The 25220-nt window shown below is 66.0% G+C and carries 23 protein-coding genes, 1 tRNA gene and 1 riboswitch; of the genes, 4 read left to right on the forward strand and 20 right to left on the reverse strand.

Going from position 1 to position 25220, the window contains the following annotated elements:
• The first annotated feature begins 71 nt into the window (after positions 1 to 71).
• The 3 genes from JW876_09160 to JW876_09170 are packed head-to-tail and all read left to right on the forward strand — an operon-like array spanning position 72 to position 2730.
• Positions 72 to 1184: a glycosyltransferase family 39 protein gene (locus JW876_09160; protein ID MBN1885673.1), complete on the forward strand. Its 1113-nt coding sequence runs from the start codon at positions 72 to 74 to the stop codon at positions 1182 to 1184.
• Positions 1181 to 2272, forward strand: coding sequence for a glycosyltransferase family 39 protein (locus JW876_09165; protein ID MBN1885674.1), 1092 nt, complete (start codon positions 1181 to 1183; stop codon positions 2270 to 2272). The genes JW876_09160 and JW876_09165 overlap by 4 nt, the downstream gene beginning before the upstream one ends.
• The gene (locus JW876_09170; GenBank protein ID MBN1885675.1) at positions 2269 to 2730 is read left to right on the forward strand and encodes a hypothetical protein; all 462 of its coding nucleotides are present in this window, start codon (positions 2269 to 2271) and stop codon (positions 2728 to 2730) included. Before JW876_09165 ends, JW876_09170 begins: the two co-directional genes overlap by 4 nt.
• Positions 2731 to 2761: 31 nt before the next feature.
• Here JW876_09170 and JW876_09175 read toward each other — a convergent pair whose 3' ends face one another.
• From JW876_09175 to JW876_09235, 13 genes are all read right to left on the reverse strand, one after another.
• A complete protein-coding gene (locus JW876_09175) occupies positions 2762 to 5404 on the reverse strand; it encodes a hypothetical protein (protein ID MBN1885676.1) in 2643 nt (880 codons plus the stop codon).
• Positions 5405 to 5512: 108 nt separating this feature from the next.
• Positions 5513 to 7372 (reverse strand): SMP-30/gluconolactonase/LRE family protein, encoded by a 1860-nt coding sequence (locus tag JW876_09180; GenBank protein ID MBN1885677.1) that lies wholly within the window; start codon positions 7370 to 7372, stop codon positions 5513 to 5515.
• Positions 7373 to 7415: 43 nt separating this feature from the next.
• Entirely contained in the window at positions 7416 to 9557 is a 2142-nt protein-coding gene (locus tag JW876_09185) for a hypothetical protein (protein ID MBN1885678.1), read from the reverse strand.
• The gene (locus tag JW876_09190) at positions 9554 to 9976 is read right to left on the reverse strand and encodes a GNAT family N-acetyltransferase (protein ID MBN1885679.1); all 423 of its coding nucleotides are present in this window, start codon (positions 9974 to 9976) and stop codon (positions 9554 to 9556) included. Before JW876_09190 ends, JW876_09185 begins: the two co-directional genes overlap by 4 nt.
• Positions 9977 to 10079: 103 nt before the next feature.
• Positions 10080 to 10532 carry a DMT family transporter gene (locus tag JW876_09195; GenBank protein ID MBN1885680.1) on the reverse strand — a complete coding sequence of 151 codons (453 nt, stop codon included), beginning with the start codon at positions 10530 to 10532 and terminating at the stop codon, positions 10080 to 10082.
• Positions 10529 to 12466 (reverse strand): TonB-dependent receptor, encoded by a 1938-nt coding sequence (locus JW876_09200; GenBank protein MBN1885681.1) that lies wholly within the window; start codon positions 12464 to 12466, stop codon positions 10529 to 10531. Before JW876_09200 ends, JW876_09195 begins: the two co-directional genes overlap by 4 nt.
• Before the next feature lie 8 nt (positions 12467 to 12474).
• Positions 12475 to 13275 (reverse strand): hypothetical protein, encoded by an 801-nt coding sequence (locus JW876_09205; GenBank protein MBN1885682.1) that lies wholly within the window; start codon positions 13273 to 13275, stop codon positions 12475 to 12477.
• Positions 13270 to 13387: riboswitch (molybdenum cofactor riboswitch) on the reverse strand. Its footprint overlaps the gene before it by 6 nt.
• Before the next feature lie 137 nt (positions 13388 to 13524).
• Positions 13525 to 15384, reverse strand: coding sequence for a carbamoyltransferase (locus JW876_09210; protein ID MBN1885683.1), 1860 nt, complete (start codon positions 15382 to 15384; stop codon positions 13525 to 13527).
• Positions 15385 to 15398: 14 nt separating this feature from the next.
• Positions 15399 to 15548, reverse strand: coding sequence for a hypothetical protein (locus JW876_09215; GenBank protein MBN1885684.1), 150 nt, complete (start codon positions 15546 to 15548; stop codon positions 15399 to 15401).
• Positions 15549 to 15564: 16 nt separating this feature from the next.
• Positions 15565 to 15969 carry a hypothetical protein gene (locus tag JW876_09220; GenBank protein MBN1885685.1) on the reverse strand — a complete coding sequence of 135 codons (405 nt, stop codon included), beginning with the start codon at positions 15967 to 15969 and terminating at the stop codon, positions 15565 to 15567.
• Positions 15970 to 15994: 25 nt separating this feature from the next.
• Entirely contained in the window at positions 15995 to 17134 is a 1140-nt protein-coding gene (locus JW876_09225; protein MBN1885686.1) for an SGNH/GDSL hydrolase family protein, read from the reverse strand.
• Positions 17135 to 17178: 44 nt separating this feature from the next.
• Positions 17179 to 17337 (reverse strand): hypothetical protein, encoded by a 159-nt coding sequence (locus JW876_09230; protein ID MBN1885687.1) that lies wholly within the window; start codon positions 17335 to 17337, stop codon positions 17179 to 17181.
• Positions 17338 to 17449: 112 nt separating this feature from the next.
• Complete coding sequence (locus JW876_09235; GenBank protein ID MBN1885688.1) at positions 17450 to 18847, reverse strand: amino acid permease; 1398 nt, start codon at positions 18845 to 18847, stop codon at positions 17450 to 17452.
• A gap of 215 nt (positions 18848 to 19062) precedes the next feature.
• Here JW876_09235 and JW876_09240 point away from each other — a divergent pair, with 215 nt between their 5' ends.
• The gene (locus JW876_09240) at positions 19063 to 20037 is read left to right on the forward strand and encodes a methyltransferase domain-containing protein (GenBank protein MBN1885689.1); all 975 of its coding nucleotides are present in this window, start codon (positions 19063 to 19065) and stop codon (positions 20035 to 20037) included.
• Positions 20038 to 20112: 75 nt separating this feature from the next.
• Here the strand turns inward: JW876_09240 and JW876_09245 are convergent, their stop codons facing one another.
• The 7 genes from JW876_09245 to JW876_09275 form a co-directional block, all read right to left on the reverse strand.
• Positions 20113 to 20583, reverse strand: a complete 471-nt coding sequence (locus JW876_09245) for a YbaK/EbsC family protein (protein MBN1885690.1) — start codon at positions 20581 to 20583, stop codon at positions 20113 to 20115.
• 329 nt (positions 20584 to 20912) lie between these two features.
• A complete protein-coding gene (locus JW876_09250) occupies positions 20913 to 21194 on the reverse strand; it encodes an RNA-binding protein (protein MBN1885691.1) in 282 nt (93 codons plus the stop codon).
• Between the two features lie 163 nt (positions 21195 to 21357).
• Positions 21358 to 21430: transfer RNA gene (locus JW876_09255), tRNA-Lys, on the reverse strand.
• 71 nt (positions 21431 to 21501) lie between these two features.
• Entirely contained in the window at positions 21502 to 22815 is a 1314-nt protein-coding gene (locus JW876_09260) for an adenylosuccinate synthase (protein MBN1885692.1), read from the reverse strand.
• 159 nt (positions 22816 to 22974) lie between these two features.
• Positions 22975 to 23376 carry a hypothetical protein gene (locus JW876_09265; GenBank protein MBN1885693.1) on the reverse strand — a complete coding sequence of 134 codons (402 nt, stop codon included), beginning with the start codon at positions 23374 to 23376 and terminating at the stop codon, positions 22975 to 22977.
• 49 nt (positions 23377 to 23425) lie between these two features.
• Positions 23426 to 24583, reverse strand: coding sequence for an alanine--glyoxylate aminotransferase family protein (locus JW876_09270; GenBank protein ID MBN1885694.1), 1158 nt, complete (start codon positions 24581 to 24583; stop codon positions 23426 to 23428).
• Entirely contained in the window at positions 24573 to 25217 is a 645-nt protein-coding gene (locus tag JW876_09275) for a YihA family ribosome biogenesis GTP-binding protein (GenBank protein ID MBN1885695.1), read from the reverse strand. Before JW876_09275 ends, JW876_09270 begins: the two co-directional genes overlap by 11 nt.
• Positions 25218 to 25220 lie beyond the last annotated feature (3 nt).

A 25220-nucleotide genomic window follows, 5' to 3' on the forward strand; every position in this document is an offset into this window, starting at 1 on the left:
GCTTTACAGCTCGATGATAAACTGGTAGTGTGGCGGCCTGATCGGCCGTGGCTTCTTCCGGGGGCGCCTTCTTGAGACCGGCACGAATCATCCTCGTCGCGACCTGCGTCGCCGGGTTGGCGTTGCGGCTCTGGCTCGCCCTCCGATGCGAGGCCGTGCCGGACTTCAGCGACATGGCGGTCTACAACAACCTCGCCCTCTCCCCCGAATTCAGCCTCTTTCCTCCCCCGGTCTATCCCCTCTTCTTGAGGGGAATCTACGGGATCTTCGGTCAGCAGGCCTATACCGCCGTCTTCGCCGTCCAGGGCGTGCTCGGGGCGATCAGTGTCCTTCTCGTCTATCGCATCGCCGAGCGAGCCGGCGGCCGCGCCGCCGGCCTCGTCGCGGCGGCGGTCGCCGCCTTCTATCCGAACCTCGTCGCGTACGGCCTGACGACGCTCACCGAGACACTCAGCGTCTTCATCGCGCTTCTCATCCTCGACATCCTCTGCGGAAAGGGCGGGGAACGAGTCCGTTCCGCCGCCGTCGCCGCGCTGCTGGTCATCGGTTTTCTCGTGCGCCCCGCCTTCGCCTTCTTCGGGCCGGGAGTTCTCGTCGCAACCCGCCGGCGGGTCGTCTTCGTTATCACCGCGGCCGCTCTTCTCGCGCCGGTCATCGTCGCCGGCGTTTCCCACGGAGGAGGAATCGGCGCGGTCCTCTTCTACAAGACGTACAACGAGACATCCGACGGACGCCACTACGTCGACATCGAGGACACCGCCATCGGAAAAGACGATCTGCCCGCCTCCGTCTACCTTTCGGCGGCACTGCGCTTCATCCTGCGACACGGATGGCGCACGGTCGATATCGTCTACAACAAGGCCTCGGTCCTCGTCTCGCGCGGATTCGACACGTTCATTCTCCACGAGGTCATCGGCGACGGACCCTTCATGACGAACGTCTTCATGTACGCCTACCTGCCGGTGATGGTCCTCGGTCTCGTCGGTCTCGTTCGTTACGCCGGAGGCCCGGCGAGCCCCGTGACGGCGATGCTCGTCAGCTACACCGTCCTGAACGTGCTCCTCTCCGTCTTCAAATGGCGCTACCGCCTCCTCATCGAACCGATGCTGATCGTCTTCGCGTCGATACTTCTCACGCGTGCGTTCACGGAATGCCGGCGATCGATCCACGGAGACGAAACATGAAACGCTTCCGGACGATCCGTTTACCCGAGGGATGGGAGTATCTCCTGATTCTTTTCATGGCCGCCGTCGCCATCCGCCTCGTCCTCGCCGGCACGACGTCTCTTTCCCCGGTCGGCGACAAGGGAGGGGCGGAGCATTTCATCGATTCCCTCGCCAGAACGGGCAGTCTTTCGACGACGAACGGCCCGATCCACGTCTATCTCCTCGCCATCGTATACCGACTTTTCGGCGCGGAGAACCGGACGGCCGTCGTCGCGATGCAGGGCCTCGTCGGCGCATCGATCGTCATCCTCGTCTGGTTCATCGGCACCCGTCTCTTCGACCGGCGAACGGGATTCGTGGCCGGCGCGATCGCGGCGGTCTACCCCGACTACATCATCTTCCAGCATTCCATACTTCCCCATCTTCTCCTTCTCGCCGCCGCGACCGCGTTGACCGCAGCCGCGACCGGCCGTCGGCGAAAAGACGCAACGGTTCCCCTCGCGCTCATCTCCGGCCTGGGCATGCTCGTGGCTCCGGTTTTCGCCTTCTTCCTGCCCGGGGCCTTCCTTTCCGCCCGCCGGAAACGTCTTTTCGTCGTCGTCCTCTGTGTCATTCTCCTGCCCCTCGCGGTCAGAAACAGTGCGGTGCGGCGTCGTCCGGTCCCGGTGTACACAACCTGGGCCTACGGGCTCGACGTCGGTTCGTCCGGACGCATGGGGGACGGCTGGGGATACGTACACCGGTGTTACGGCAACCTCGACATGCTCTTCGGCAAGGCATGGCATGCGGGCGAACTCAAGACGATCAGCGACGAGATGCGCACCAGCACGTACGTCGCGAGTTACGCGTGGACAGCGATGATGCTTCTGGGAATCGCCGGGCTGGCGAGGTACCATTCGCGCCGCCATCTCGACGCGACGCTCCCCCTGCTCCTCGGAACGACGCTGCTCGTCTTGTTCACGCGATTCGAGGTGCCTCTCAGGTTGCCGCTGAGCGCTCTCCTGATCGTCTACGCGGCACGCGCGCTGACCGGAATCCACGCGAGAGCGGCCGCATGCGTTTCCGCGGCGAGACTGCGGACGAAAACGGAGGTGATCGATCGATGAGAATTCCGGCGTTGATCCTGCTGCTCGCACTGATGCTCGTCTCCTGCTTCGACGACGACCCGGCGACTCCCGCCGACGAGAACGACGAGCCGGAGAACCCGTACAGCGGCAGCTATGCCCTGACGAGCACCTTCGTCTCGAGCGACTGCCTCTTCCCCGCGCCCGACCCGGGCGCCGCGATCCATCTGTACGTCTCGGGATCGGAACTGGTGGTGAACACGGATGTCAACGGGACCTGGGATTCCCTCGCCACGGCGGGATCGGCCTCGAGCAGTGTGCGGTGCATCCCGCTACCACCGTCGTACGCCTGTACGACCTGCTCGTGGTACGAGATCGAGGTGGATTTCTTCGCGCAGGACTCCTTCACGGGGACCTACCGCGCCTTCTACGACTACCGGGGGGATTGCGGCACGTCCCACGACTGCGTGACCGTCTACGAAATCGCCGGACAACGCTGACCGCGTTCCCTGTGCCCGTCCGTCACCGACGTCAGCGGCCCCGGGGCAGCAGGATCGCGTTGAACAGCAGCTTGTAGGTTCCCTGCATCGAGGCCCGGTACTGGGGGTGGAACGCGAAGAGGACGATCTGTCCCCTGCCCTTCGCGAGCCAGACCAGGGCGGCCTTGTTCCCCAGGTGCTCCCCGCCCTCGAGGTAGCCGCTCATCAGCTGGTTTGTCTCGGGAAACGAGGCGATGACGCGCCGGTCCATGTCGAACGAGGGGATGCTCGTCGAGAAGACCGGTTTCCCCCTGTAGAAGACGCCCGCCTCCGTCGGCATGCCCAGCGTGAGCGGATGGTTTTCGAGGAGCCGGACCCGGAGGAGGGCGCCCGGGCAGAAAAGGCCCTTCTTCGCGAGAGCGTCCCCCTCGTCCTGGACGGGGAGGCGGAAGGTCGGCGCATCCTCGTTTCCGGCGAGGGAGAGATCCCCGGTGAAGAGCGCGGTCGACGCCCCCCACGAGACGACGATGCCTCCCTCCTCGACGAAGGAGACAAGCCGCCGGTGACCCTCCTTCCCCATCCCCACCTCGTATGCGGGCGGCATGCCGCTCGAGACGTAGGAGCCCGCCCGCTCCCGTTTGCCCTCGAGAAGGATCGACGCCGGCGAACCCGGTACGACGACGACGTCGTACCTGCGCCCGATGTCCGTCTCGGTGATGTCGGCGGGACGGAGGACGTCGTAATCGATGCCGTACCGGTCGAACACGTAGCGCGTCCACCCGGCGTCCATGTCGTGGAACCACGTCTCGATGAGCGCGATGCGCGGCATCTCGACGACCCGGCATGCCGCGGCGATCCGTTCGTATTCCCCGTCGTCCACCGGAAGACACGCTTTGGCGAGACCTTCGGTCGCCTCCCGCAGGCGCGTCCCGCCCCGATCGGCACGCAGCAGGAAGGACCCGGCGGGAAAGAGTCGTCCACCGGCCTCGATTTCGTGTTCGAGCCGCAGGACATCGAGACCTTGCGAGGCGGCGACGAATGCCGCCCGGTAGCTCTCGTTCGATTCCGCACCGAGAATCGCTCCAGCTGCGCCGGCGGCGACGAAAACGGCCTCGGCGAAAGAATCCCCGACCGGCGCGATCGATGTCTCGAGCTCGAGCGACCGCTCGTCGATCCGCACACACTCAACGCCGCGGTGGAGCGGCAAAGACCAGCTCGTGATGTCGTACGGGCGGATCATCTTCCCCCCCGGCGTGTAGTGCCTGACGGGATAGACCTGCGCCTCGAGGACCTCCTTCGCGAACGGCCGGAAGGGCTGCGCCATCGAGACGACGACGTCCCCCGCCTCGAACCGCCGTCCGTCGATCGTCACGGCCGATTCGAGCACGGACACCTCGACGCCGTGCTCGCCGAGCAGTCGGACGATCCCGGCCAGCTCGCCGACGTCCCGCTGCGCTCGAGGCATGATGAAATAGTACGGCGCACGGCTCCGCCCGCGCTCCGTCTCGGCGCGGCAGATGTCGTTCCTGAAACGCAGGATCTCCTCCCGGTGTGCCGAGCAGGTCTTGAGGATCGACATCGTCGAGACGATCTCGTATTCGACGATGTCGGCGAGACGCCACCAGCCGCCGGGCCAGGGCTTCGGCATGTTCACGCTCTTCTTGTACTCGGCGAGCCCTTTTCCCCATGCCTGGAGCTCTGTCGGCTCGACGAAGACGGGCCTGGCGTACTGCGCGCTCGCCGCCTCGGTGAGGAATCCGATGACGTTCTTCCAGATGCACGTCTCGGTCGAACCCGGCCAGTAGTTGTCGAAGAGGTAGTGCTGGGAGACGCCGGCCAGCCCGCTCGCCGTCATGTCCTTCATGAGGTTCGATCCGAAGACGCCGATCCAGCTCCAGATCCCCGCGTCCACGTTCTCGGCGATCGGGTCGTGGTTGGGGGGCACGAAGAATCTCGCTCCCGTCGACCCCATCTGGTGCTTCTCGACCATGACCTGCGGAAACCAGTCGAGATTGTAGATGCGCGCCACGGCCCGCGTGTCCGACTGCGTGAGCGAGATGAAATCCCGGTTGTTGTCGTGCCCGACGTATTCGTGGTAGACCCCCGGCATCCTCGATCCCTCCAGGCGGGTCCCGCGGTTTTTCCGGTAATGCTCGACGACCATGTCCATGCCGTCCGGGTTGTGGCTCGGAACGAACATGCAGACGACGTCGTCGAGCCAGCGAAGGGTGTCGGGATCCTCCGTCGTCGAGAGGCGCCATCCGATGAGTGGCAGCGCCTGCGAGGGAGCCACCTCGGAGGAATGCATCGAGAGCGTCGAGAGCAGGAAGACGCGGCCCTCCTCGATCAGGGCATCGCGTTCCGGGCCGGCCAGCAACGTATCGAGCGCGAGTCTCCGGTTTATCTCCCGCAGCCGATCGATGCGATCGATGTTCCCCGGGGCAGAGACGAGAAGGACGTACATCGGCCGGTTCCGGGGCGATGAACCGATCTCAACGAGCGCGGCGCGCGGCGACGCCGCTTCGAGCCCGCGGAGATACCCGATCAGTTCCTCGTAATCGAAGAGCATCCCGTCCGCTCCGGGCTCGAATCCGAAATGTTCGGCGGGAGAGACGGGCTTCTCCGCCGCGGCGGCGCCCGCGACAGCGCACAAAAGCATCGCGAGCGCGAGGATGCGGATCTTCAACGTGACCATGACGCGTCCCTTCGTTTATCGGTGCGGGCACCACGAAAAACGGCGGGAGCGATTGTATCACACATCGCTCCCGCGACGGGCATTTTCCTCGTCTCTCGTCTTCCCGCGTCAGGGCAGCCGGTAGGCGATCACTCGTCCCGAATTGTACGTGGGAATGAACGCCGTCGCGCGTTCGGGCGAGAAGGCGAAATTGGCGATGTTGCCGACCGCGCTCGTATCGAGCACCTTCTCGAACGAACCGTCCGGAGCGATCCGGTAGAGCCGGCCCTGCCAGTGGGAGACGAGCAGGTTGCCCCTGCCGTCATCCTCGATCCCGTCGATGACGCCCTCGCCGAGCCTGGCGATCGTCCGGATCCGGCCGTTTCCGATCTTCGCCGCCTTTATCCTGCGGTCGCCGTTGTTCGCCCAGAAAACCTCGTTTCCGAGCACATGGGCTCCGTTCGGCGAGGAGATCTCCTCGCCGGAGAGCCAGACCGACATCTCCCCGCCGGCGAAGCGGTAGATCGCGTTCTTCCCCGAATCGGTGACATACAGTGCGCCGTCGCCGCCGGCTGCCACGTCGTTGGGGAAGCCCGGCGACGGGAAGGGGTGACGCGAAACGATCGAACGGTTCTCGATGTCGATCTCGGCGAGGTGGCCCCGTTCGACGACCCAGAGCCGGTCGTTCGCGAGCGCCATCCCCAGCGGGTTCGACAGTCCGCCGACCCAGCGGGGATCGAGGATCTCGCCGTCGAGAGAAACCGCGGCGATCGCCTGGCCGTCCGACTCCCGTCGATACTGGTCGTAGTCTGTCACGTACAGGACGGCCCGGCGTTCGTCGAGGACGATCGACTCGGGCGTCCTGAATTCGCGCGGTGTCTCCCACGCCCGTTCCACGCCCTCGGCGGCGAAGACCGCCTCGGCGTCGCGCGCGATGAAGCCCCAGCCGCCGAATCCCTCCGCGACGAGCAGAACCAGCTCGTTCTCTCCACGCTCGAGAGGAAGATAGACGGTATCGAAGAGACCGACGATGCCGAGGAAGGAGGGGTCCCGCTGCCGGTAGGCGCTCGTGCCGGAGAAGATCCGCCGCCCGTCGAGGAAGACGAGAACGGCGTCGCTGTAGCCGAACTCGAGCTGCATCGTCCGCGGTTCGTCGGCATGGATGACCGTCCTCGCGTAGACGACGTCGGGCTCGCGGGACGTCCGTTTCTGGACGCGGGCGATATCGACGAGCCCGTTTGGTTCGGCCGCGATCGCCCGCCAGGCGAGTTCGAGACCCTGGTCGGCCGGATACGTGTCGACCTCGATCCCCCCGATGGAGAAGACCTGCGAGATCTCCCAGTCGAGCAGGACGCCGGGTGGGCGATCCTCGGGGATGGCGACGGGCAGATCGAGTCCGTCATCCTCCCGGTAGGAGAAATTCGAGAACCAGGCATCGCTGCCGCTGCTCATCAGCCCGAGCCAGCCGCTGCTTTCGCCATGCTTGAGATGATCCATGACGAGGGCCGGAGCGGTCTCGTCCCCGACGAAGAGTCGCGCACGGCTCCCCGACACCTCGAGGCGAAGATGGACCCACTTTCCGACGGGCATCTCGCGACCCGCGGTGAAACCGTCTCCGTTGTAGAGCTGCCAGCCGGAGATGCCGTTGATCGACGGCACGTACTGGAGGGCATCCGGATAGAGCCCCAGGCGATGCGGGCGTATGTAGAAGCGCTCGTAATTCTCCATGTCCCGGGCGCGAAATATGATGCCCGGGTAGCCCCGTTCGCCCGTCAGGGCGATATCGAACTCGATGACGCCGTCGCCGAACGCCGCGTCCGGCAGGAAGGCGTTTCCCGTCAATGCGTTCCGGCCGAGATGCTCCCCGACCACCGCTCCCTGCCGCTTCCACCGATCGGAATCGAAGGGCACCGTGTCGGCTTCGATACCGCCTGGAACGATTCCGGCGACAATCGCGGCCGCCACCGCAAGACCGAGCATGCGCCGCATCGCGTCCCGTCCTTTCCCGGGGAGCTCCCCGTCGCATTTTCGTTCAGAATGCCTCTCGCGCCGTGTTTTGTTTCGCGACGGGCCCCGGCGGAACGAGTTCGGCATCGACACCGATCCCCCTCCCGTGCCGCCACCGTCCGCCCTCCCCGAAAAGGAGCGGCGGCGTCGAGGGCGTCGCCGACACGTACTCGTCCCGGCCGCCGGTATCGAGAAAGATCCCCGTCGCGGACCACGTCTCCCGCAGGAGCAGCCCGTGCTCGCCGGACGGGGTCTCCCCGGGCGGAACCGCCCCGTACGCCCGGTCGCCGGCGAATCGGCCGCCGGGCATGCAGAGGTACCTGTCATCGCCGCTGCGGTCCCAGAAGAGTGCGACCGCGTGCCGGTCCGCGGAGCCGGCTGACCGGTTCCGGTGCGTGTAACCGTCATCGCCCGACAGGTCAACGAACGCGGCGACGGATCCGTCATGGGCGTAGCCCTGGAACTGCGCCGACGCGCGATCGTCGTCCGGGTCGTTGTAGACGTCGTCACCGTTCAGATCCACGCAGCAGCCCGCGCCGTAATGCGCCGCGGCACCGAGCGAGTAGGAGCCGGACCGCCATCGGTCGCTGCCGTCCCGGTCCTCCACGAGGCCGATCCCCCACCAGTATGCGGCGCCGAGACTCCAGTCCCCGGCGTCGTAGCGGTCGTCGCCCGCGGCGTCCACGAGCAAACCGAACCCGCCGGCGAGGCTCCGCCCGTCGGCGAGATCGGCGCGCCGCCCGAGCGACGCGCCCTGGACGAAGGCGCCGTATGAACCGCGATCGTCCGGCCTCGACGCATAGAGATCGGATCCGCCGGCGTCGAACAGGATCCCGCATCCGAGTGTCGATCCGAATCCCTGTCCGCGCCCGGCGCATCGATATTCGTCGTCGCCGGCGAGATCGGCGAGAAAACCGAGCCCGATCCGTCCGGCGCCCTGCGTGACGAATCCACCGCCCGCGTACCGGTCGTCGCCGTCTCGATCGACGAGAATCCCGCTGCCGAAGAAACCGGCGCCGATGCCGTGCGTCTCAGTCCGGTACCGATCGTCACCGCCGAGGTCGAAAAGCGCGCCCAGGCCGAAGAAGCCCAGCGCCGGCCCGTATGCGCACTCGTACCGGTCGTCCCCGCCGAGATCGACGACGACGGCGACCGGCGGCCGTCCGGGTCCGGTCGAGCCGGGCGCGCCCCGGTAGAGATCGTCACCGCCGAGATCGACGATGAAGGCCCGGTCCGTATCGATGAGATCGTCGCCGACGCCGAATATCGCGACGCCGCCGAAGGGGGTATCGAAGAATACCGGCTCCCCGTCGAAACCCGATGACACCGGCACGGTGTCCGCGAGACAGGGCCGCATGTGTTCGAGGAAGAGTCGCGTCCCGTGTGAAAGGGCCCGCAGGTCGAAGGCATCGATCGCATCGAAGCCACCGCGGCCGGCCGTGTTGCGGTCTCGCCACGGCGCCGTTGCCAGATCGATCATTCCGGCGTTCTCCTCCCTCCCGCCACCTGCCGGGGCCGTGCCGAGGGCTGCGATCGCATCGACGCGCGATTCCTCGATGCGCGCAGAGGCGGCGCGGGCGGCGCGGAGCATTCCGACGACGATCCGCCGGGCGCCGATCGGCAGCCGCTCCCATCCATCGGGGACGCGGTTTTCTCCGGTCAGCTCGATGATCGCCGCCGCGGCCTCCCGTTCGGTCGCGGGGAGCGATCGGATCCCGGGCGTGTCCGTTGTCGGCGGGCCGTACCCGCCCGCCGGCGCTCCGAGGAGCCTGAAGCCCAGATGGACGGGGCGCAACAGGTCCGTCGGCGTCGCGACGAGCAGGTCGCCCAGCCGGCCGGCGAGGACGGGAAGAAACGTGGCGTCTTCAAGAAGGACCGGGATCGCCGGTGCCGTGTGTCTCGCACCGGACACGCGCGAGAGGCGCGGCCCGTCGACACCGAACGGCTCGCCGGCGCCTCCGATCTTTTCTTCCAGGTACCCGCTGAGTGCCGCCGGGATCCGCAGGGCCCAGACCGTCGATGCGACCGGCGCCGCGCCGGGCGGCGAAAGCGCCTTCACCGGTCCTTCCCGCGCCGCGCCCCGATTCTCCGCGTCCGCCGCGGCGGCGCGTGCGACGACCGCCACCGACAGGGCGAAAACGAGCCACGCACGCGGCAGCCGCATCATCGGCGATCTCCGGGGCGACGGTATTGCATGCCCGGCATGTCCTCCGGCCGTCGTTCGAACCCGTTTTTCTCGTAGAAGGGCGCCATGTCGCGCGCGCAGAAGAGTTGCACGTCGCGTATGCCGTGCTCGAGGCAGCGGTCGACGAGACGTTCGAGAATCAGCGAACCGAGGTGCCGTCTCCGCCATCCGGCATCGACGATCAGGTCGACGATGAGCGCGTGGACGCGACCGTCGCTGATCACGCGTCCGAATCCGACGAGCCGATCCCCGTCGTACGCGCTGACGCGGTACCAGCTCGCGTCGATCGCCCTGGCGAGGGCGTCCGCGTCGAGTCGATACGCTTCGTTCCATCCGGTGGATTCGAAGAGCGCGAAGAAGTCGTCCCGATCGGGCGGATCCTCTCGAAATACGAAGTTCATGGGCAACTGTACCTGAAAAGGATACGGGGGTGGGCTGGCCAGTCCATGCGTAAATCTACGATCGCGCACGGTGGATGCGCAAGACGAAAACGACGACCGTCCGCTATCGGCCGGGTCGGCGTCCGAGCTGGACGAGCACGATCCCCGTGACGATCGCCACGAGACCGATTCCGGTCTTCAGGTCGAGACGCCCCTCTCCCCTGGCGAGCCCCGTCAAGACGCCGGCGACCGGCGACAGGGCGAAGGCGATCGCCAGGGTGACGCCGAGGTTCTCCGTCGTCGCGAGCGATGAGTAGAAGCACCACATGCCGAGCGACCCGGCGATGACGCCCCCGCCGACGACGATCAGGATCCACCCCCGCGCGTCGCCGGGATGTCCGACGGACTTCCACGCCGGAACGGAGAAGATCCCGAGGATGACGAGAGCGACTGCCGTGCGCAGGGCGATCCCGGCGATCGCCGGCATCCTGAGCTGGTGAAGCCCCGCTTTCTCGAAATACCCGCCCACGCCCCATGCGGCGCCGGCGAGAATGGCGAAGAGGATATACTGCCTCAACGGATTCCGCTCCTTTCCCCGGCCGCCGCCCACGGCGACCAGGCGAGCCCGACGACGACGCGCCGCCCCGGCGAGGGGTAGCCGAGCTCGTCCTCGTACCGGGTGTCCGCGATGTTGGAGACCTGCAGCCTGATCGACAGTTGGTCCCCGACGGCCTGCGACACCGATATACCGTGAACGGTGCAGGCGGTCAACACGAATCCGTCGATGCGCGTCGATCGTTCGTCCAGGCGATCGATCCAGTAGTCGATCGTCATCCCGGCGACCGGTGAAACACCGAGATTGACGTCCACCTTGTGCGGGGGCGTCTCCTCCATCAGTTCGGCGGTCGAGCGATCCGGATCGATCCACGCGTACCCGATCGAGCCCCTGAACCGTTCCGACCAGTTCCAGGCGATTCTCGTCTCGATCCCCTGCGACATCGCCTCGCCGATGTTCTCGTAGCGGTACGTACGCGCCCCCCGGTAGATCAGGTTCGTCAGGTCGTTCCTGAAGAAGGCGCACGCCACGGACAGCCGGGGCGAACCGTCGCGCCCGAAGACGCGCTCGATACCGATCTCCATCTTGTCCGCCTCTTCCGGCTCGAGTTCGGGATTGCCCGACGAGGCGCTGTAGAGATGGTGCAGGGTCGGGAAACGGACGGCGCGGGCCCACGACCCGCGGACGACGATCCGCCCGGGCATCTCCTGCCGGACGGAGGCCATCGGGCAGAGACGTCCGCGTCCGTCCCGCTGATTCTCGATGCCGAAGAAGGCCCAACCGAGCCCGGCGATCGCCTCGGTGCCCGGGCGGGGCAACCAGACCTCCTCCGCGAAGAGATTTCCCGAAAGCACGTGGTGGGACTCCCACGGCTCGTCGACGTCGGAACGCTTGTTGAAGAGATCCCGCCTCGCGCCGACGCCGGCCCGCAGACGGTGCGGACCGGTCGCCAGCGACGCGTCCGCCGAACCGCCGACGGTCCAGTTCTCGAGGTCGGAGTCGTAGGCGACGTCAGCGGGATCGCGCTCCGGTCCCGCGTACTCGATCAGGCGATCGCGGTAGGCGTCGGCGAAGATTACGGTGGAGGCTTCGACACGATCGTCCCTGAACCATCGGCCGTTCACGGCCGCGTGGTACCGGAACCACTCCGGGAATTCCCTGTACCGCGGATCGTCCCATGAATAGACGGTCGCCGGCACGTCCTTCTCCGCCGCGTGGAGCCCGAGGGTCAGCGCGTATTCGGCCGCCGGCGTCGCCTCGAACCCGATCTTGCCGCTCACCCCGGCCTTCCGCCAGGATGCGTTGTCTCGTGTCCCGCCGTCCTCGAGCGACGTCGCCTCGAAATCGTCGCTGAGCGGATACCCGTCCGCGACGGACTCGTACGCGGTCATCCACCAGTTCAGCCGTCCGCTCCGGCCGCCGTGATCGAGCGTCTCGCGGCGGTATCCTCCCGTCCCCCCCTCGGCCATGAAGGTCGTTCGCGGTTCTTCCCAGCCGTTTTTCGTGACGATGTTGATGACGCCCCCCATGCTGTTCGCCCCGTAGGCGACCGACGACGGACCCTTGATCACCTTGATCCTGGCGACGTTGTCGACGGGAAGCATCGAGAGATCGACGGTGCCGTAATAGCCGGGATTGAGTGGCCGCCCGTCGAGGAGCACCAGTATATCGCGCGCCGGGAAGCCGCGTATGCCCGTAGCGGTCTCGGCCTTCGCTCCCGTCGTGATCCGGAGCCCCGGATCGACCGCGAGCATGTCGGCCACCGTCGATCCGAGCCGCCTCGCGATCCCGCCCGCGTCGATCTCGGACACCGTCGCGGGAGGCGTGACCGACCGGCGGCCGAAGACGACGATCTCCTCCATGACGTACCGGAGCGTATCCGGTCGTTCGACTGCCCCCGCGTGTTCCGGCAAGAGGAACGCCGAGGCCGCGAACGCGAAAATAGCTGTTCTCATCGCGGCGATCATTGCACGAGTATTTGCTCGAGCACCCGGAGCTCGTATGCGCCGGTCGACAGGTCGGGATCGGTGAAGATCGTCCGCTTCGAATCGAGCAGCCAGTATCCCGTTCCGAATTCGGCCCAGCTCATGGGCGTCGATGGTCCGTACCCGTCGAGGGCGACGATGTTGTACTGCATCGTCGAGGGGTCCGGAACGATCGTGGTCTCCACGAGATCGGAGAGTCGGACGGCGTCCTCGAGCGCTCCGTCGTGATTCTCGACCTGGACGACGGAAAGATCGGCGATCTCGCGCACCGCCGTCGTGTCGGCGTAGACGACGTCGAACTTGCGCAGCACGATCACCCGCGCGGCGTCCTTCACGTTGTAGGCGCCGGGAAGGTCGATCACGTCGTCGGGGAAAACGACCTGCCGGGCGGCGACGAGCAGGTAGCCGAGTTCGAGGTGCTCCCAGGCGTTGTCGGGATACCCCTTCACCGACGCGGAGAACCCGTCCTCGCCCTCTATGCGGTACGCGTAGAGCGGGCGCGAGTCGTACATCGCCTGGTCGCGGTCGTAGTACGGGGGAACGAGGAAGGTGTCGACGAATGCGTCGAGAAGGATCGCATCGAGCCCCTCGACGTCGAAGGAGGGCAGGTCGGCGAAGAAGACCGCCGACGAATCGCCCTCGTGGTACACCATGAGGAAACCGCCCGGCAAGGCGGCGACGGGATCGTCATCCTTGCTGCAACCGGCGAGAAGGGCGACGAAGAGGATCGCGAGCGCGGCGAGGAGAACGCGGCTCGCTGTGCGCGGTGCGCTGTGCATGGCGAATGCTCCTTTCCAAACACGGGAGGCACGGCTGTTTCCGGCCGTACCCTTTCGGTCGGCCTCCGTGGGCTGCGCCGGTAGGAAGCTCGACTCGGAGATTCGTGGCCTACGTTGCGGATCTCGATGCGCGGGGAGGCGTTCCGTCTCCTCCTTTCCCATGAGTCGACGTTCCGGGCAGACTCCCCCACCGAACGGGAATAAATCTATACGATCCCCCTCGACGGCGCAAGGGGCTCGATCGGAGACTCAATCGGGCGGGAAGACGTCGTCGAAGTGGAGCCCGCTCGGCGGCTCCGACTGTTCCTTCTTGTCGAAGAGAAGGTTCTCCATGACGAGATAATCCATGCCGGTCCGCATGAAACACCGGTACGCGTCCCCCGGGGTGCAGACGATCGGCTCGCCGCGGACGTTGAAGCTCGTGTTGACGATCACGCCGTATCCCGTGAGGAGGCGGAATTCCTCTATCAGCCGCCAGTATCGAGGATTCGTCTCCCGGGCCACGCTCTGCACGCGGGCCGAGAAATCGACGTGCGTGACGGCGGGGATGTCCGATCGGCGGAAATACAGCCGTTCGTACATTCCTTTCTCCCCGAAATCCCCGGGGAGCTCGTTCCGTCGGCTCTCCCGCACCGGGACGACGAGGAGCATGTAGGGCGACGGGCGATCGAGCTCGAAGAAGGTTCCGATCTCCTCCTCGAGGACGGTCGGGGCGAAGGGCCTGAACTCCTCGCGGAACTTCACCTTCATGTTGAGCTTCCGCTGCATGTCCGGAGAACGCGCGTCGCCGAGGATGCTCCTGTTGCCGAGGGCGCGCGGGCCGTACTCCATCCGTCCCTGGAACCACCCGACGACGCTGCCCCCGGCGATGAGCCCGGCCGCGTGACGCGCCAGTTCCCCGAAATCATCGATCCGGCGAAACGTCGCACCGTACCGGCGCACGTCCCGTTCGATCGCACGCTCGTCGAAGGAGGGCCCGAGACAGGCGCCCTGCATGCCGTCGGGTCGCTCGTCGCGCACCCGCGGGGACCCCTTCCAGATGCAACGCGCCGCGAGCGCGGCCCCGAGCGCCCCGCCCGCGTCGCCCGCGGCCGGCTGGATCCAGATGTCGTCGAAGAGCCCCTCGCGAAGGAGGAGTCCGTTCGCGACGCTGTTCAGGGCGACGCCCCCGGCGAGGCAGAAACGATTCGAGCCGGCGAGTCTTTTCGCCGTGCGAGCGAGTCGCATGACGATCTCTTCCGTAACGCTCTGGATCGCCGCGGCCATATCCATGTGGACCTGATCGATCGGATCGCCCGGTCTCCGCGGGGGCACACCGAAGAGCGCTTTCCACCGGCGGTTTTCGGTCATCCGCAGCCCCGTGGCGAACCGGAAATAGTCCATGTCGAGCAGCAGCGAACCGTCCTCGCGGAGATCGATCAGTTCATCGAGTATCGCGCGTCGGAATCGCCTCGTCCGCTCTCCGACGCGGTCGCCGTACGGCGCCAGTCCCATGAGCTTGTACTCGCCGCTGTTGACGCGGAAACCGGTGTAGTAGGTGAATGCCGAATAGAGCAGACCGAGAGAGTGCGGGAAATGGAGCTCGCGGAGTATCTCGATATCGCCTCCCGTTCCCCGCCCGATCGTCGTCGTCGCCCATTCGCCCACGCCGTCGATCGTCAAGATCGCCGCATCCTCGAAGGGCGAGGGGTAGAACGCGCTCGCCGCGTGGGAGAGGTGATGCTCGGGGAAGAGGATCGGCGGACGTCCCTCGCCGAAACGCCCCAGTTCCTCCCTGATGTACTTCCGGATGAAGAGTTTCTCCTTGATCCAGACGGGAGCCGCGGCGAGGAAGGAGCGCAGGCCGCGCGGCGCGAAGGCATGGTACGTCTCGAGGAGGCGCTCGAATTTCAGGTACGGCTTGTCGTAGAACGCGACCGCGTCGAGATCGCCGCAGCGCAGCCCGGCCTCGCCGAGGACGTAGGCAACCGCGCCGGATGGAAAGGATGCGTCATGCTTGACCCGGGAGAACCGTTCCTCCTGGGCTGCGGCGACGATCCGGCCGTCCTCGACGAGCGCCGCCGCGCTATCGTGGTAGTATGCGGAGATACCGAGGATCCGTTCCGGCACCGACCTCTTCCTTCCTAGAAGATCGTGTAGATGAAGGGTGCGATCGCCGACCCGCCCGTCAAGACGACGAGGATGCCGAAGAGGAGGAGTACCAGGATGATCGGCAGCAGCCAGAACTTCTTCCGGACTTTCAGGAATCCCCAGAGGTCCCGCAGGAAATCCATCGACGCTCCTCTTTGTTCAGTACGGCCTCTCGATATCGTCCGGTCCGAAGAGCCGGTCGCGTCCGGTGAAAACCGAACCGTCTTCCGCGCCGAACCGCCGCCGCATCAGCGGATCCCGGCCCATCAGGCGCCTGACGAGCCCGACGGGCGTGACCACGACGAAGAAGATCACGCTCAGGAGCGCATTCGACACGACGAAACCGAGCGCCCTGGCGAAGCCGAACCACGCCACGGACACGGGCCGGAACGGCCGCGGCCAGACCATCGTCAGGATGAGGACAACCGCCGCGGCGCGAGCGTAGACCATGCGGCCGGTCCAGGCGGCGAGAAGCACGAAAACGAGCGCCGCCGCCATCCCCGTATCGCGATCCCGCGATCTGGATACCTCGATTCCCAGTATCGTCTTCTCCCGTCGCTTCATGTGATCACCCCGTCCTTTGATTATACTACATGCCGAGCCGCGACAGGCAGTATTCGTGGATGGAATCGGCGATGATCCTGTTGCCCCGGGGCGACACGTGGACCGTGTAGAGGCCGGGTATCTCTTCCATCCGCCCGACGGACGCGGCCATCGCGGGAATCGTGTTGATGCAGTGGTACCCGCGCCCGTCGCAGTGTGAGACGACCGCCGCGACGTCGGCGGGCATTTTCCCCGTGCAGAAGATCTCGAAGACCTGGTCCTGCATGGGGAGCACGAGGACGACGGGCGTGGCCCCGTCGGCCGCGGCGGCGGCGACGAAGGCGTCGATGATCGCGAACATGAGAGCCGTGTGGGCCTCCTGCTTCCAGAGATTCTCCCACGGTCGCGGGGCGACGTCGTCAGGGGGCGAGGCCTTTCTTCCGCCTGTCGCCTCCCGCCAGATGCGGCGGTTGAACAGGATCTTCGCATAGGGGAATCCGAACACGGGATGGCGGTCGCGGTTGTACCACTCGTCCCGCTTTCCGAGCGACCTGACGAAGTCCTCGTCCGTGAGACGCGCGATGTCGCCGGGTTCGCCGAGCGGGTTCCGCACGAGTTGGAGCTCTCCCTCCTCCAGAACGAACCGCGGCTTCGGAAGCCTGATGCCGGTGAGCGGAAAGTAGAAGGGCCGGTAGACGCAGACGACCCGGTTGATGTTTTCCGTGATGATCCCGAGCACGACGACGGGCGTCCTGAATTCCTGCCTGACACGGAGATACTTGAGATAGGCCTGGTCGGTCCCGAACCCGGGAACGCCGAAATTGTAGACGTCCCGTTCCAGCCTCGCGGCCAGTGCGGTCTGCCAGGTCTCGTTGTGCTCGACATCGCTGCAGTACGTGTACGAATCGCCGAATGTCGCGACGAGCGGGCTTCCGTAATCCGTCGTCCGGGGTCGCTCGCCCATCGGCGTATCGAAACGCGTATCCCAGCCGAGATCGGGATCGAAGCGTTCGGCGAACGCGGGGATCTCCTCGGAACGCATGAGCAGCTGTCCGATGTCGTGGAAGGTGAACCGGTCGCGGAAGAAGGAAAAGAACGCGAAGGACGCGATTTCGATAGCGACGAGCGCGAAAACCGCGGCGGCCGCCGCCAGGGCGGCCGTGCGGAGCATGCGTGTCGGGCTCATGTGTTTCTCCCCGCGGGCGGGAACAGGAGCCGGGCACCCGTCGACTACGAGGACAGCCGCCCGACGATTCCTCCCAGAAAGAATCCGGCGACCGCCCCGATCGCCGGCCAGCGCACGTAATCGCCGAGGATGAATCCCGCGATCAGGCCGATCGCCGCACCGGCGAGAAACCCGTAGAGAAATCCCGATGATCGCTTGTTCATGTCGTCACCCGGTAGATTGAAGAATCGGAGACAGCCGCGTTCCGTCCGGGGATTGTATCGCGTAACGCGATCCGTGGCAAGCAGGAAGGAGTTTCCGGCGCCGGATTCCCGGTCAGTCCGCATCGACGCGATCCCCGACGAACCCCCGCGCATCCGGGGGAACGGAGTGTCGGATCCTCCTCGTCCACAGGGCGTAGCAGGGAATGCCCAGCAGCACGGTGACGATCGCCGCCGTCGATTCGGCGGGGCGATTCATCCATGCGACGACCATGAGCAGGAAGGTGCTCGCGAGGAAGAAGACCGGCACCCAGGGATATCCCCATGCCCTGACGGCCGTTTCCTCTCCTATCCGCCGGCGCCGTGCGATGAAGAGACCGAAGACGGCGAGCCAGGGGAAGATGCCGAGAGCGAACCCGAGATAGACGAGCAGCTGTTCGAAGGACCCGACGAGCACCATCGCCATGGCGAGAACGCCCTGTACGAGGATCGAGCGTCCGGGGACGCCGTGACGCGGATTCACGTTCGCCGCGAAGGAGAAGAAGAGTCGGTCCCGGGCCATCGCGAAGTAGACACGCGGGCCGATGATGATGTACGCGCTGAGCGACGAGAGGAGCGCGACGCCGACGAGCATGCTGAGTGTTCGTCCCATCCACGGTCCGAAGGACCTGACGGCCGCGCGCTCCACCACGGGGATCGTGCCGCGGATCTCCTCGAAGGAAAGCGCGTGCAGGATGAAGAGGTTCACCGCGACGTAGAGGACGATGACGATCGCCGTACCGGTCAGGAGCGAGACGGGGAGCGTCCGGCGCGGCCGGCGCACTTCGCCCGCGATGTAGGCGCTGGCGTTCCATCCGCTGTACGAGAACATCACGAGCATCATCGCCGTGCCGAGCGCCGGCCAGGAGAACCCGTTCCCGCTTCCCGATGCGAAGGATCCCGCTTTTCCGTCCCCCAGGAGAAGACCGGCGCCCGCGAGCCCGACGACGATGAGTATCTTCAACACGGTGAGAACGTTCTGCACCCGGGAACCGACCCGCAGGCCCGAGTAGTGCAGTCCCGTTAACAGGACGATCACGAGGGCGGACGCTCCCTTCTTCACGGCGACGAGCCCCGCGGGACCGAGCGAGAGCAGCGGTCCGTCGACGCCGGCGAAAAGGTACTCGGAGAAACCGATCGCCGAGGCGGCGATCGGCGCCGAGAAACCGACGAAGAGACTCGTCCAGCCGGTGAGGAACCCGAGCGACGGGTGGTAGAGCCGTTTCAGGTACGTGTATTCCGCCCCCTCCTCCGGCATCCGCGTCGCCAGCTCGGCGTAGCAGAGAGCGCCCGCGAGGGCGATGCAGCCGCCGAGGGTCCAACAGCCGAGAATCCACCACGGGCCCGGCAACTGGCCGGCCATGATGCCGGTCGTCGTGAAGATGCCCGCTCCGATGATGTTGGCCACGACGATGCTCGTCGCGGAGAAGGCGCCGAGCTCCCTCCTGACATGTCCAACAGTCGGCTTCGTCATCCCGTTCCTCCGGCTTCTCCCTCGCCACGGGGTCGATGATCGTACTGTAACACGAAGCCGGCCCCCGGAATGTTCCTCTCCACCGGAAAATTCTCCTTTTTCGCGGCTTGTTTCGTGGAACACCCCGGCACGCCTGCCGTAGTATCCTGTGACTGCCGGCGCTGAAAGACCGCCGGCGCGACGACCCGGCACGCCAGCGACGAAAGTGAGGTATCATGGAGAATCACGTGGCTGCCTTTTCGCGCGTTTTCCTCGCGATGATCGCGATCTGTATCCTGACCGCCGTCCTCCTCCCCGCGGGCGCGCCGGCACAGGAAGAACGACCGGGGATTTACGACTCGCTCCAGGCCCGCTACGACTCGGCGATGGTCGCCGGCGACGACGTCGCCGCGATCGAGGCCGCGAAGGAACTGGTGTGGGTGACCGGCGAGGCATACTGGGAAACGCTGTACGCTCTCGCCGCCCTCCATGCGAAAGGCGGCATGATCCCCGAGATGTTCGAGTATCTCTACGCTCTCTCCGACGCCGGTTTCTGGGACGCCCGGCGCCTGCGCGACGACGAGGTCTTCGCCGCCTTCCGCGAGGAACCCCTCTTCCGGAAGCTGGTCCGGAAGATTTGGTCGAACGGATATCTCGCCATGCTCGAGCGCGACGACCGCGAAACGTTCCAGCACAAGGAACGAGTGCTGGAGACCCTCGGCATCACCGCCGGCATGACGATCGCCGACATCGGCGCCGGTTCGGGATACTTCACGATCCCGATGTCGAAAATGGTCGGCGCGGACGGCCGGATCCTCGCCATCGACGCCTCGCAGGAGATGCTCGACCACATCTCCCGCCGCATCGAGATAGAGAAGATCGGTAACGTGGAACTCTTCAAGGTCGGGCGGGACGACCCCGAGCTTCCTCCCGGCGGCGTCGACCTGATCCTCATGGTCGACACGATCCACTATATCCAGGAGCGGACCGCGTACGCCGAAAAGCTCCGCGAGGGCCTCGCTCCCGGCGGCCGGCTCGTCGTCATCGATTACCGGCCGAAGCCGTGGAAAGAGCGGCCGTGGGGGCCGCCCGAAGTGCAGCAGATTCCGAAAGAGACGCTGAACGAGGATCTGCGGCGCGCGGGATTCGTCGTAGCCGACGAGCACGACTTCCTGCCGGAGCAGTACTACGTCGTCTACGAGAGTCAATGACCGGCGCGGGGAGAAAAGACCCCTTTGCGACCGGCATCGAGAACGTCCGGAACATCGTCGCGGGAAAGACCCTGATCAGTGTCCCTTCACGGAGAAGTGGAGCACCCGGGGCTTGACGAGCCGCTCGAAATCGTGATAGCTCATCCGGACGAGTTCCATGTGCGAGCCGGCGTTGAACGCGATCTCGTCGTCCTCGGCGAGGCTCGACGATACGTAGACCGCCATGTCGTAGAGATTGCCGAAGGGGGGCATCGCCCCCGTCTCGCACTCGGGGAAGAGGTCGCGGAATTCCTTTTCCGTGGCGAGTTCCACCGAATCGGCGTCCGCGGCCTTCTTCAACGCCGCAAGGTCGACGCGGTACGAGGCCGGAACGACGGCCATCGCCATCGCGCCGTCTATCTCGACCATCACCGTCTTCGCGACCTCCTTGCCCCTGATGTGGGCCGAGGAGGCGATCTCCTGCGCCGTGTATGCCGGGGAATGCCTGATGACGACGTACTTCACGTCCTGCTCGTCGAGAAACTTCTTGAGTTTCCGTGCCGGCATGACCTTCCCTCCCGCGTGACAGGCCCATGGACGCGCTGCGGCGGCCGGCGGGATGCCCGCCGTCGCCATTCGGTTGTCATGTCGAGTGTCGTGCCGCGCCGGTGGAAGTGTAGCATCGTCGATAACCGAAGTCAATCGTCTCCGCCCGACCGCGATGAGCGTCCGGCCGCCGGAATCCGCCGCTGACATCCGCGATCCCGGACGGAAACGGGCCGGGCCGCCGCGCGCTCCCACTCGTGCGGGGGCGACGCGACGGCCGGCCCGATTCCTTCAGTTCCGCCCGGCCTGTGTCGACCGGTTATGTGTCTCTCCGACCGCAGGACGGTCGGTTACCAGCGTCTGTTGCGAGAGCCGCCGCCGCCGGAATCGCGCCGAGGACGAGCTTCGTTCACGGTGAGCGTGCGTCCGTCGAGCTCCGTACCGTTGAGCGCCTCGATGGCATTCCTGCCTTCGTCGTCGTTCGGCATGGTCACAAATCCGAACCCGCGAGGCCTTCCCGTATCCCGATCGGTCGGCAGCGCGACTTCCGAAACTTCACCATGAGCGGTGAATACCTCTCGAACCGAGTCCTCGTTCGTGGTGTAGGACAGGTTCCCGACATAGATCTTCATGGTACTCCTGTACCTCCAGCAAAAGTGATTCCGGCTGCCAAGCAGCCCTGCATGCCACGCAGTGTACCACCCGCTCCAACGGGTTGTCAACCGGCATCATCGACGCCGGCCGCTGCGTATCCCGACCGTGTACCACACGCCGGGAATTCCGTGAAGATAAAAATGAGCCGCCCAGGACTCGAACCTGGCACCACCTGATTAAAAGTCAGGTGCTCTACCGGATGAGCTAGCGGCCCAATCTCTCCCTCTCCGGTCCGGATGTAACGGCGGCCGGGAGATCACCCGGCCGGCCGGTCGCGGCGGTAATCTAATCGGTCCCGCCGGCCGTGTCAAACGAATAGGCCGGCTCGCGCAGGATCGTCTGCGAGCGGTCCGGGCCGACGGAAACGAAGGTGATACGGGCGCCGATCATCTCCTCGAGCGCCTCGACGTACCGCCGGGCCTCCGGCGGCAACTCGTCGAAGGAACGCGCCTTCGAGGCCGCCCCGCCCCACCCGGGATACTCCTCGTACACCGGCTCGCACGACTCGAGCGTCGTCGCGTGCTGGGGGAATTCACGCGTTTCCCCATCCGGCGTTCGGTACGCGGTGCAGACGCGAACGGTGTCGAAGCCGTCCAGGACGTCCAGCTTCATCAGCGCGATCTCCGATATCCCGTTGAGGCGGACGGTGTAGCTCGCCGCGACGGCGTCGAACCAGCCGCATCGTCTCGGCCGGCCGGTAGTCGTCCCGAACTCCCTTCCGCGGTCGCGGATACTCGCCCCGTCGACGTCGTCGAGCTCCGTCGGAAAGGGACCGTTTCCCACGCGCGTCGTATACGCCTTGTAGATGCCCACGATCCGGCCGATATCCCCGGGGGCGAGCCCCGTCCCCGTGATCGCGCCGCCGATCGAACAGGAGCTCGACGTGACGAACGGATAGGTGCCGTGATCGATGTCGAGCAGGGCGCCCTGCGCGCCCTCGAGCAGTATCCTGCGCCCGTCCGCACGGAATCCGTGCAGGAGCGATTGCGTGTCGGCAATGAAATGCGCGAAGAGGTCGCGCACGTTGATGATGTCCGTCGCGATCTTGTGCGGCGAGACCGCGGGGGCGTTGAAGACCTCCATCACGCGGTTGGTGTATTCGACCTTCCGGGTCACGAGATCGAAGAGTTCCTCCTTGGGAAGGAGGAAATCCCCCATCCTGAGACCCCGCCGCGTATACTTGTCCGCGTAGGTGGGACCGATCCCCTTTCCCGTGCTCCCGATGCTCTCCCCCTGCAGGTCGGCTTCGTGGAGGTTGTCAAGCAGCCGGTGGAAGGGCATGACCACGGCCGCGGCCGACGAGATGTAGAGTCTGCCGTCGAGAGAGATGCCTCGCTGCATCAACCCCTGCATCTCGTCGAGGAAAGCGAAGGGATCGACGACCATCCCGTTCCCCATGACGGCGATCGTGTCCGGATAGAGCACGCCGGAGGGTATCTGGTGAAACTTGAAGACGCCCTCGTCGGTAACGACGGTGTGACCGGCGTTCGCGCCGCCCTGGTACCTGACGACCACGTCGTGGTCTCTCATCAGGTAATCGACGACCTTCGCCTTCCCCTCGTCTCCCCACTGTCCTCCCAGGATCACGGTTGCGGGCATATGTTCTCTCCTGTCCTCGAAATAGCGACGCTCACCCGGGTGTGGAGTGTATCGTGTCGCCTCCCCCTGCGCAACCTCATTCTGGCCCGGGCCCGGGGGCAAAAAAATAACCGCTTCGGGAAGCGGTCGAAACGCGCCGATGCCGTTCGTTTGATCCGGTCAGTCGGCGAAGAGTCGTTTGATGACGCCCCACGTCTCCTGGTCGATCGAACTCGGACGAACGCCCGGATTGCTGCGTTCGTCGCTCTGCCCGGCGTCCATGAGCCCGTCGCCGTCCGTGTCCCCCAGCTCCCATCCGTTCGTCTGGCCGTCGCCGTCGGAATCCTCCTGCGCAAGCGTCCCGTTCCACGCAAACGCGTTCTCCTTGAAATCGATCCCGAACTTGTTGAGATCGTTCCCGGAGACCGGACTCTGCGAAAAGTGGCAGATGGTGCAGTTGTATTTCGTGTGCGCGGGCAATCTCGTCATGTAGTCGTTCGTTCCCAGGAGCGCGCTCGCCGAGAAGGCGATCGCGCACAGAACGACGGCGAACAACCCGCGCCTCAGTCGCAACGGGCGCACCGCTACCTCCTTGCTTTCAGATAAAGTATAGCAACGACAAGGAGTTCTGTCAAGTCGCATCAAAGAGCCCCTCCTGCTCCGCCACCCCCGCCAGGGCGGCATCGGATGCCGCCGCGTCTCCCGGCGCCCCGAGGCGCTCGAGCGAGTCGGCCACGGCTCCCGCGAGCCGCCGGATCGTCCGACCGGGGAAGGATCCGAGAAACCCGGTGCGGAGGACGGATCCGGCGAGTGCTCCCTGGCCGCCTGCCATGACGATGCCGTGACGTTCGGCGAGATCGGCGAGAAGGGCGTTCGCGTCCACGCCGTCCGGCGGCCGCATGACGAGAACGGCGGCCGAGGGGGATTCGGAGACGAAACCCATCCCGAGCGCCTCCATCGCGGCGGTGAAGGCCGCCGCCGCGCGCCGGTGACGTTCGCGCGTCTCCTTCCACCCCACCTCCCGCATCCGTTCGAGCGATTCGTGCACCATCTGCACGAGATGGACCGCCGGCGTGAAGGGCGCGCGCGTTCCGTCCCGGACCGATTCGTATCGCCGGAGATCGAGATAGTACCGTTCCCGCTCCACCCTGGCCATCCGTTCGGACGCGCGGGCCGAGAAGGCGACGAATCCCAGCCCGGGAGGCACCGCGATGGCCTTCTGTGACGCGGCGACGACGGCATCGATGCCGTTGAGGTCCATCGCGACCTCGTCGACGGCGAAGGAGGCGATGGCATCGAGGAGAACGAGGGGCCGGGGAGGGGTCAGCGCGTCGAGGATGGCGGCCGGCGATACCAGCACGCCGGTGGAGGATTCGACGTGCGTGAGGGCGATCGCGTCCGGGCGCGTTTCCCGCACTCTCGAGGCGACGGCGGCCGGATCGACCGCCCTGCCCGGTTCGAATCGGACGACCGTCGTCCCGCAACCCAGCGCCTTGCCGATCTCCCCCCACCGGTCGCCGAACTTGCCGCATGAGACGGCGAGCAGGCGTTCGTCGCGATCGACGAGATTGGCCACGGCGGCCTCCATCGCCCCCGTGCCCGAGGCGGTGACGATGTGGACGGCCCGGGTCGTTCCGATCGCCTCGCCGGCCAATCGGGAGACATCCAGGTGCAACCGGCGGTATTCGCCGGTCCGGTGGTGCATCGGTCGGACGGCGCGCCACCGCTCCGGCGCCACGTGGACCGGTCCGGGAGCGGCGAGCAGCGGAACGGGGATCTCATCGGGCATCGATCGTCTCCTCCGCCCAGCGCCAGAGGGCCTCCTTCCCCTCGCCCGTCTTCGAGGAGAAGAAGATCACCGGCACCCGCGCCGCATCGTCGCCCTCCGCCGGGGGCGTCATCCGTCCGTATTCGCCCACGATCGTCTCCTCCTCGAAGAGCTCTCGCACCTCGTGAAGGGCCCGCGCGCGCCTGGCCCTGGGGACCTTGTCGATCTTCGTGAGGACGATGACGAACACGACGCCGGCCCCGATCGTCGCGGCGAACATCTCGATGTCCTGGGCGGTCGGGGCATGGCGGGCGTCGACGATATGGACGACGCCGACGAGGGCTTCCCTCGATCCGAGGTAGCCCTCGATGACCGTCCGCCACTGGCGACGCATCGTGCCTGCGACTTTCGCGTAGCCGTAGCCGGGAAGGTCGACGAGGTAGAACCGGTCGTTGAGGAGATAGAAGTTGACCGTCCTCGTCTTGCCCGGCTCCTTCGAGACGCGGGCGAGATTGCGGCGGCCCAGCAGGGTGTTGAGCAGCGATGATTTGCCGACGTTCGAGCGGCCGGCGACGGCGATCTCGGGAAAGGGGGTGTTCGGGAACAGTCCCGGGTCGAGAACGGTCGCTGCCAGTCTGAGGCTCCGAACCTTCACGGG

It is taken from the genome of Candidatus Krumholzibacteriota bacterium, from assembly GCA_016931295.1.
In the GTDB taxonomy this organism is placed as follows: Bacteria; Krumholzibacteriota; Krumholzibacteriia; order Krumholzibacteriales; family Krumholzibacteriaceae; genus JAFGEZ01.

Coding starts and splice junctions, on each gene's coding strand:
- JW876_09170 (MBN1885675.1), top strand. CDS start 2,269: ATGAGAATTCCGGCGTTGATCCTGCTGCTCGCACTGATGCTCGTCTCC.
- JW876_09270 (MBN1885694.1), bottom strand. CDS start 24,583: ATGCCCGATGAGATCCCCGTTCCGCTGCTCGCCGCTCCCGGACCGGTC.
- JW876_09175 (MBN1885676.1), bottom strand. CDS start 5,404: ATGGTCACGTTGAAGATCCGCATCCTCGCGCTCGCGATGCTTTTGTGC.
- JW876_09240 (MBN1885689.1), top strand. CDS start 19,063: ATGGAGAATCACGTGGCTGCCTTTTCGCGCGTTTTCCTCGCGATGATC.
- JW876_09260 (MBN1885692.1), bottom strand. CDS start 22,815: ATGCCCGCAACCGTGATCCTGGGAGGACAGTGGGGAGACGAGGGGAAG.
- JW876_09225 (MBN1885686.1), bottom strand. CDS start 17,134: ATGAGCCCGACACGCATGCTCCGCACGGCCGCCCTGGCGGCGGCCGCC.
- JW876_09185 (MBN1885678.1), bottom strand. CDS start 9,557: ATGATGCGGCTGCCGCGTGCGTGGCTCGTTTTCGCCCTGTCGGTGGCG.
- JW876_09190 (MBN1885679.1), bottom strand. CDS start 9,976: ATGAACTTCGTATTTCGAGAGGATCCGCCCGATCGGGACGACTTCTTC.
- JW876_09215 (MBN1885684.1), bottom strand. CDS start 15,548: ATGGATTTCCTGCGGGACCTCTGGGGATTCCTGAAAGTCCGGAAGAAG.
- JW876_09200 (MBN1885681.1), bottom strand. CDS start 12,466: ATGAGAACAGCTATTTTCGCGTTCGCGGCCTCGGCGTTCCTCTTGCCG.
- JW876_09205 (MBN1885682.1), bottom strand. CDS start 13,275: ATGCACAGCGCACCGCGCACAGCGAGCCGCGTTCTCCTCGCCGCGCTC.
- JW876_09235 (MBN1885688.1), bottom strand. CDS start 18,847: ATGACGAAGCCGACTGTTGGACATGTCAGGAGGGAGCTCGGCGCCTTC.
- JW876_09230 (MBN1885687.1), bottom strand. CDS start 17,337: ATGAACAAGCGATCATCGGGATTTCTCTACGGGTTTCTCGCCGGTGCG.
- JW876_09180 (MBN1885677.1), bottom strand. CDS start 7,372: ATGCGGCGCATGCTCGGTCTTGCGGTGGCGGCCGCGATTGTCGCCGGA.
- JW876_09245 (MBN1885690.1), bottom strand. CDS start 20,583: ATGCCGGCACGGAAACTCAAGAAGTTTCTCGACGAGCAGGACGTGAAG.
- JW876_09165 (MBN1885674.1), top strand. CDS start 1,181: ATGAAACGCTTCCGGACGATCCGTTTACCCGAGGGATGGGAGTATCTC.
- JW876_09250 (MBN1885691.1), bottom strand. CDS start 21,194: ATGAAGATCTATGTCGGGAACCTGTCCTACACCACGAACGAGGACTCG.
- JW876_09220 (MBN1885685.1), bottom strand. CDS start 15,969: ATGAAGCGACGGGAGAAGACGATACTGGGAATCGAGGTATCCAGATCG.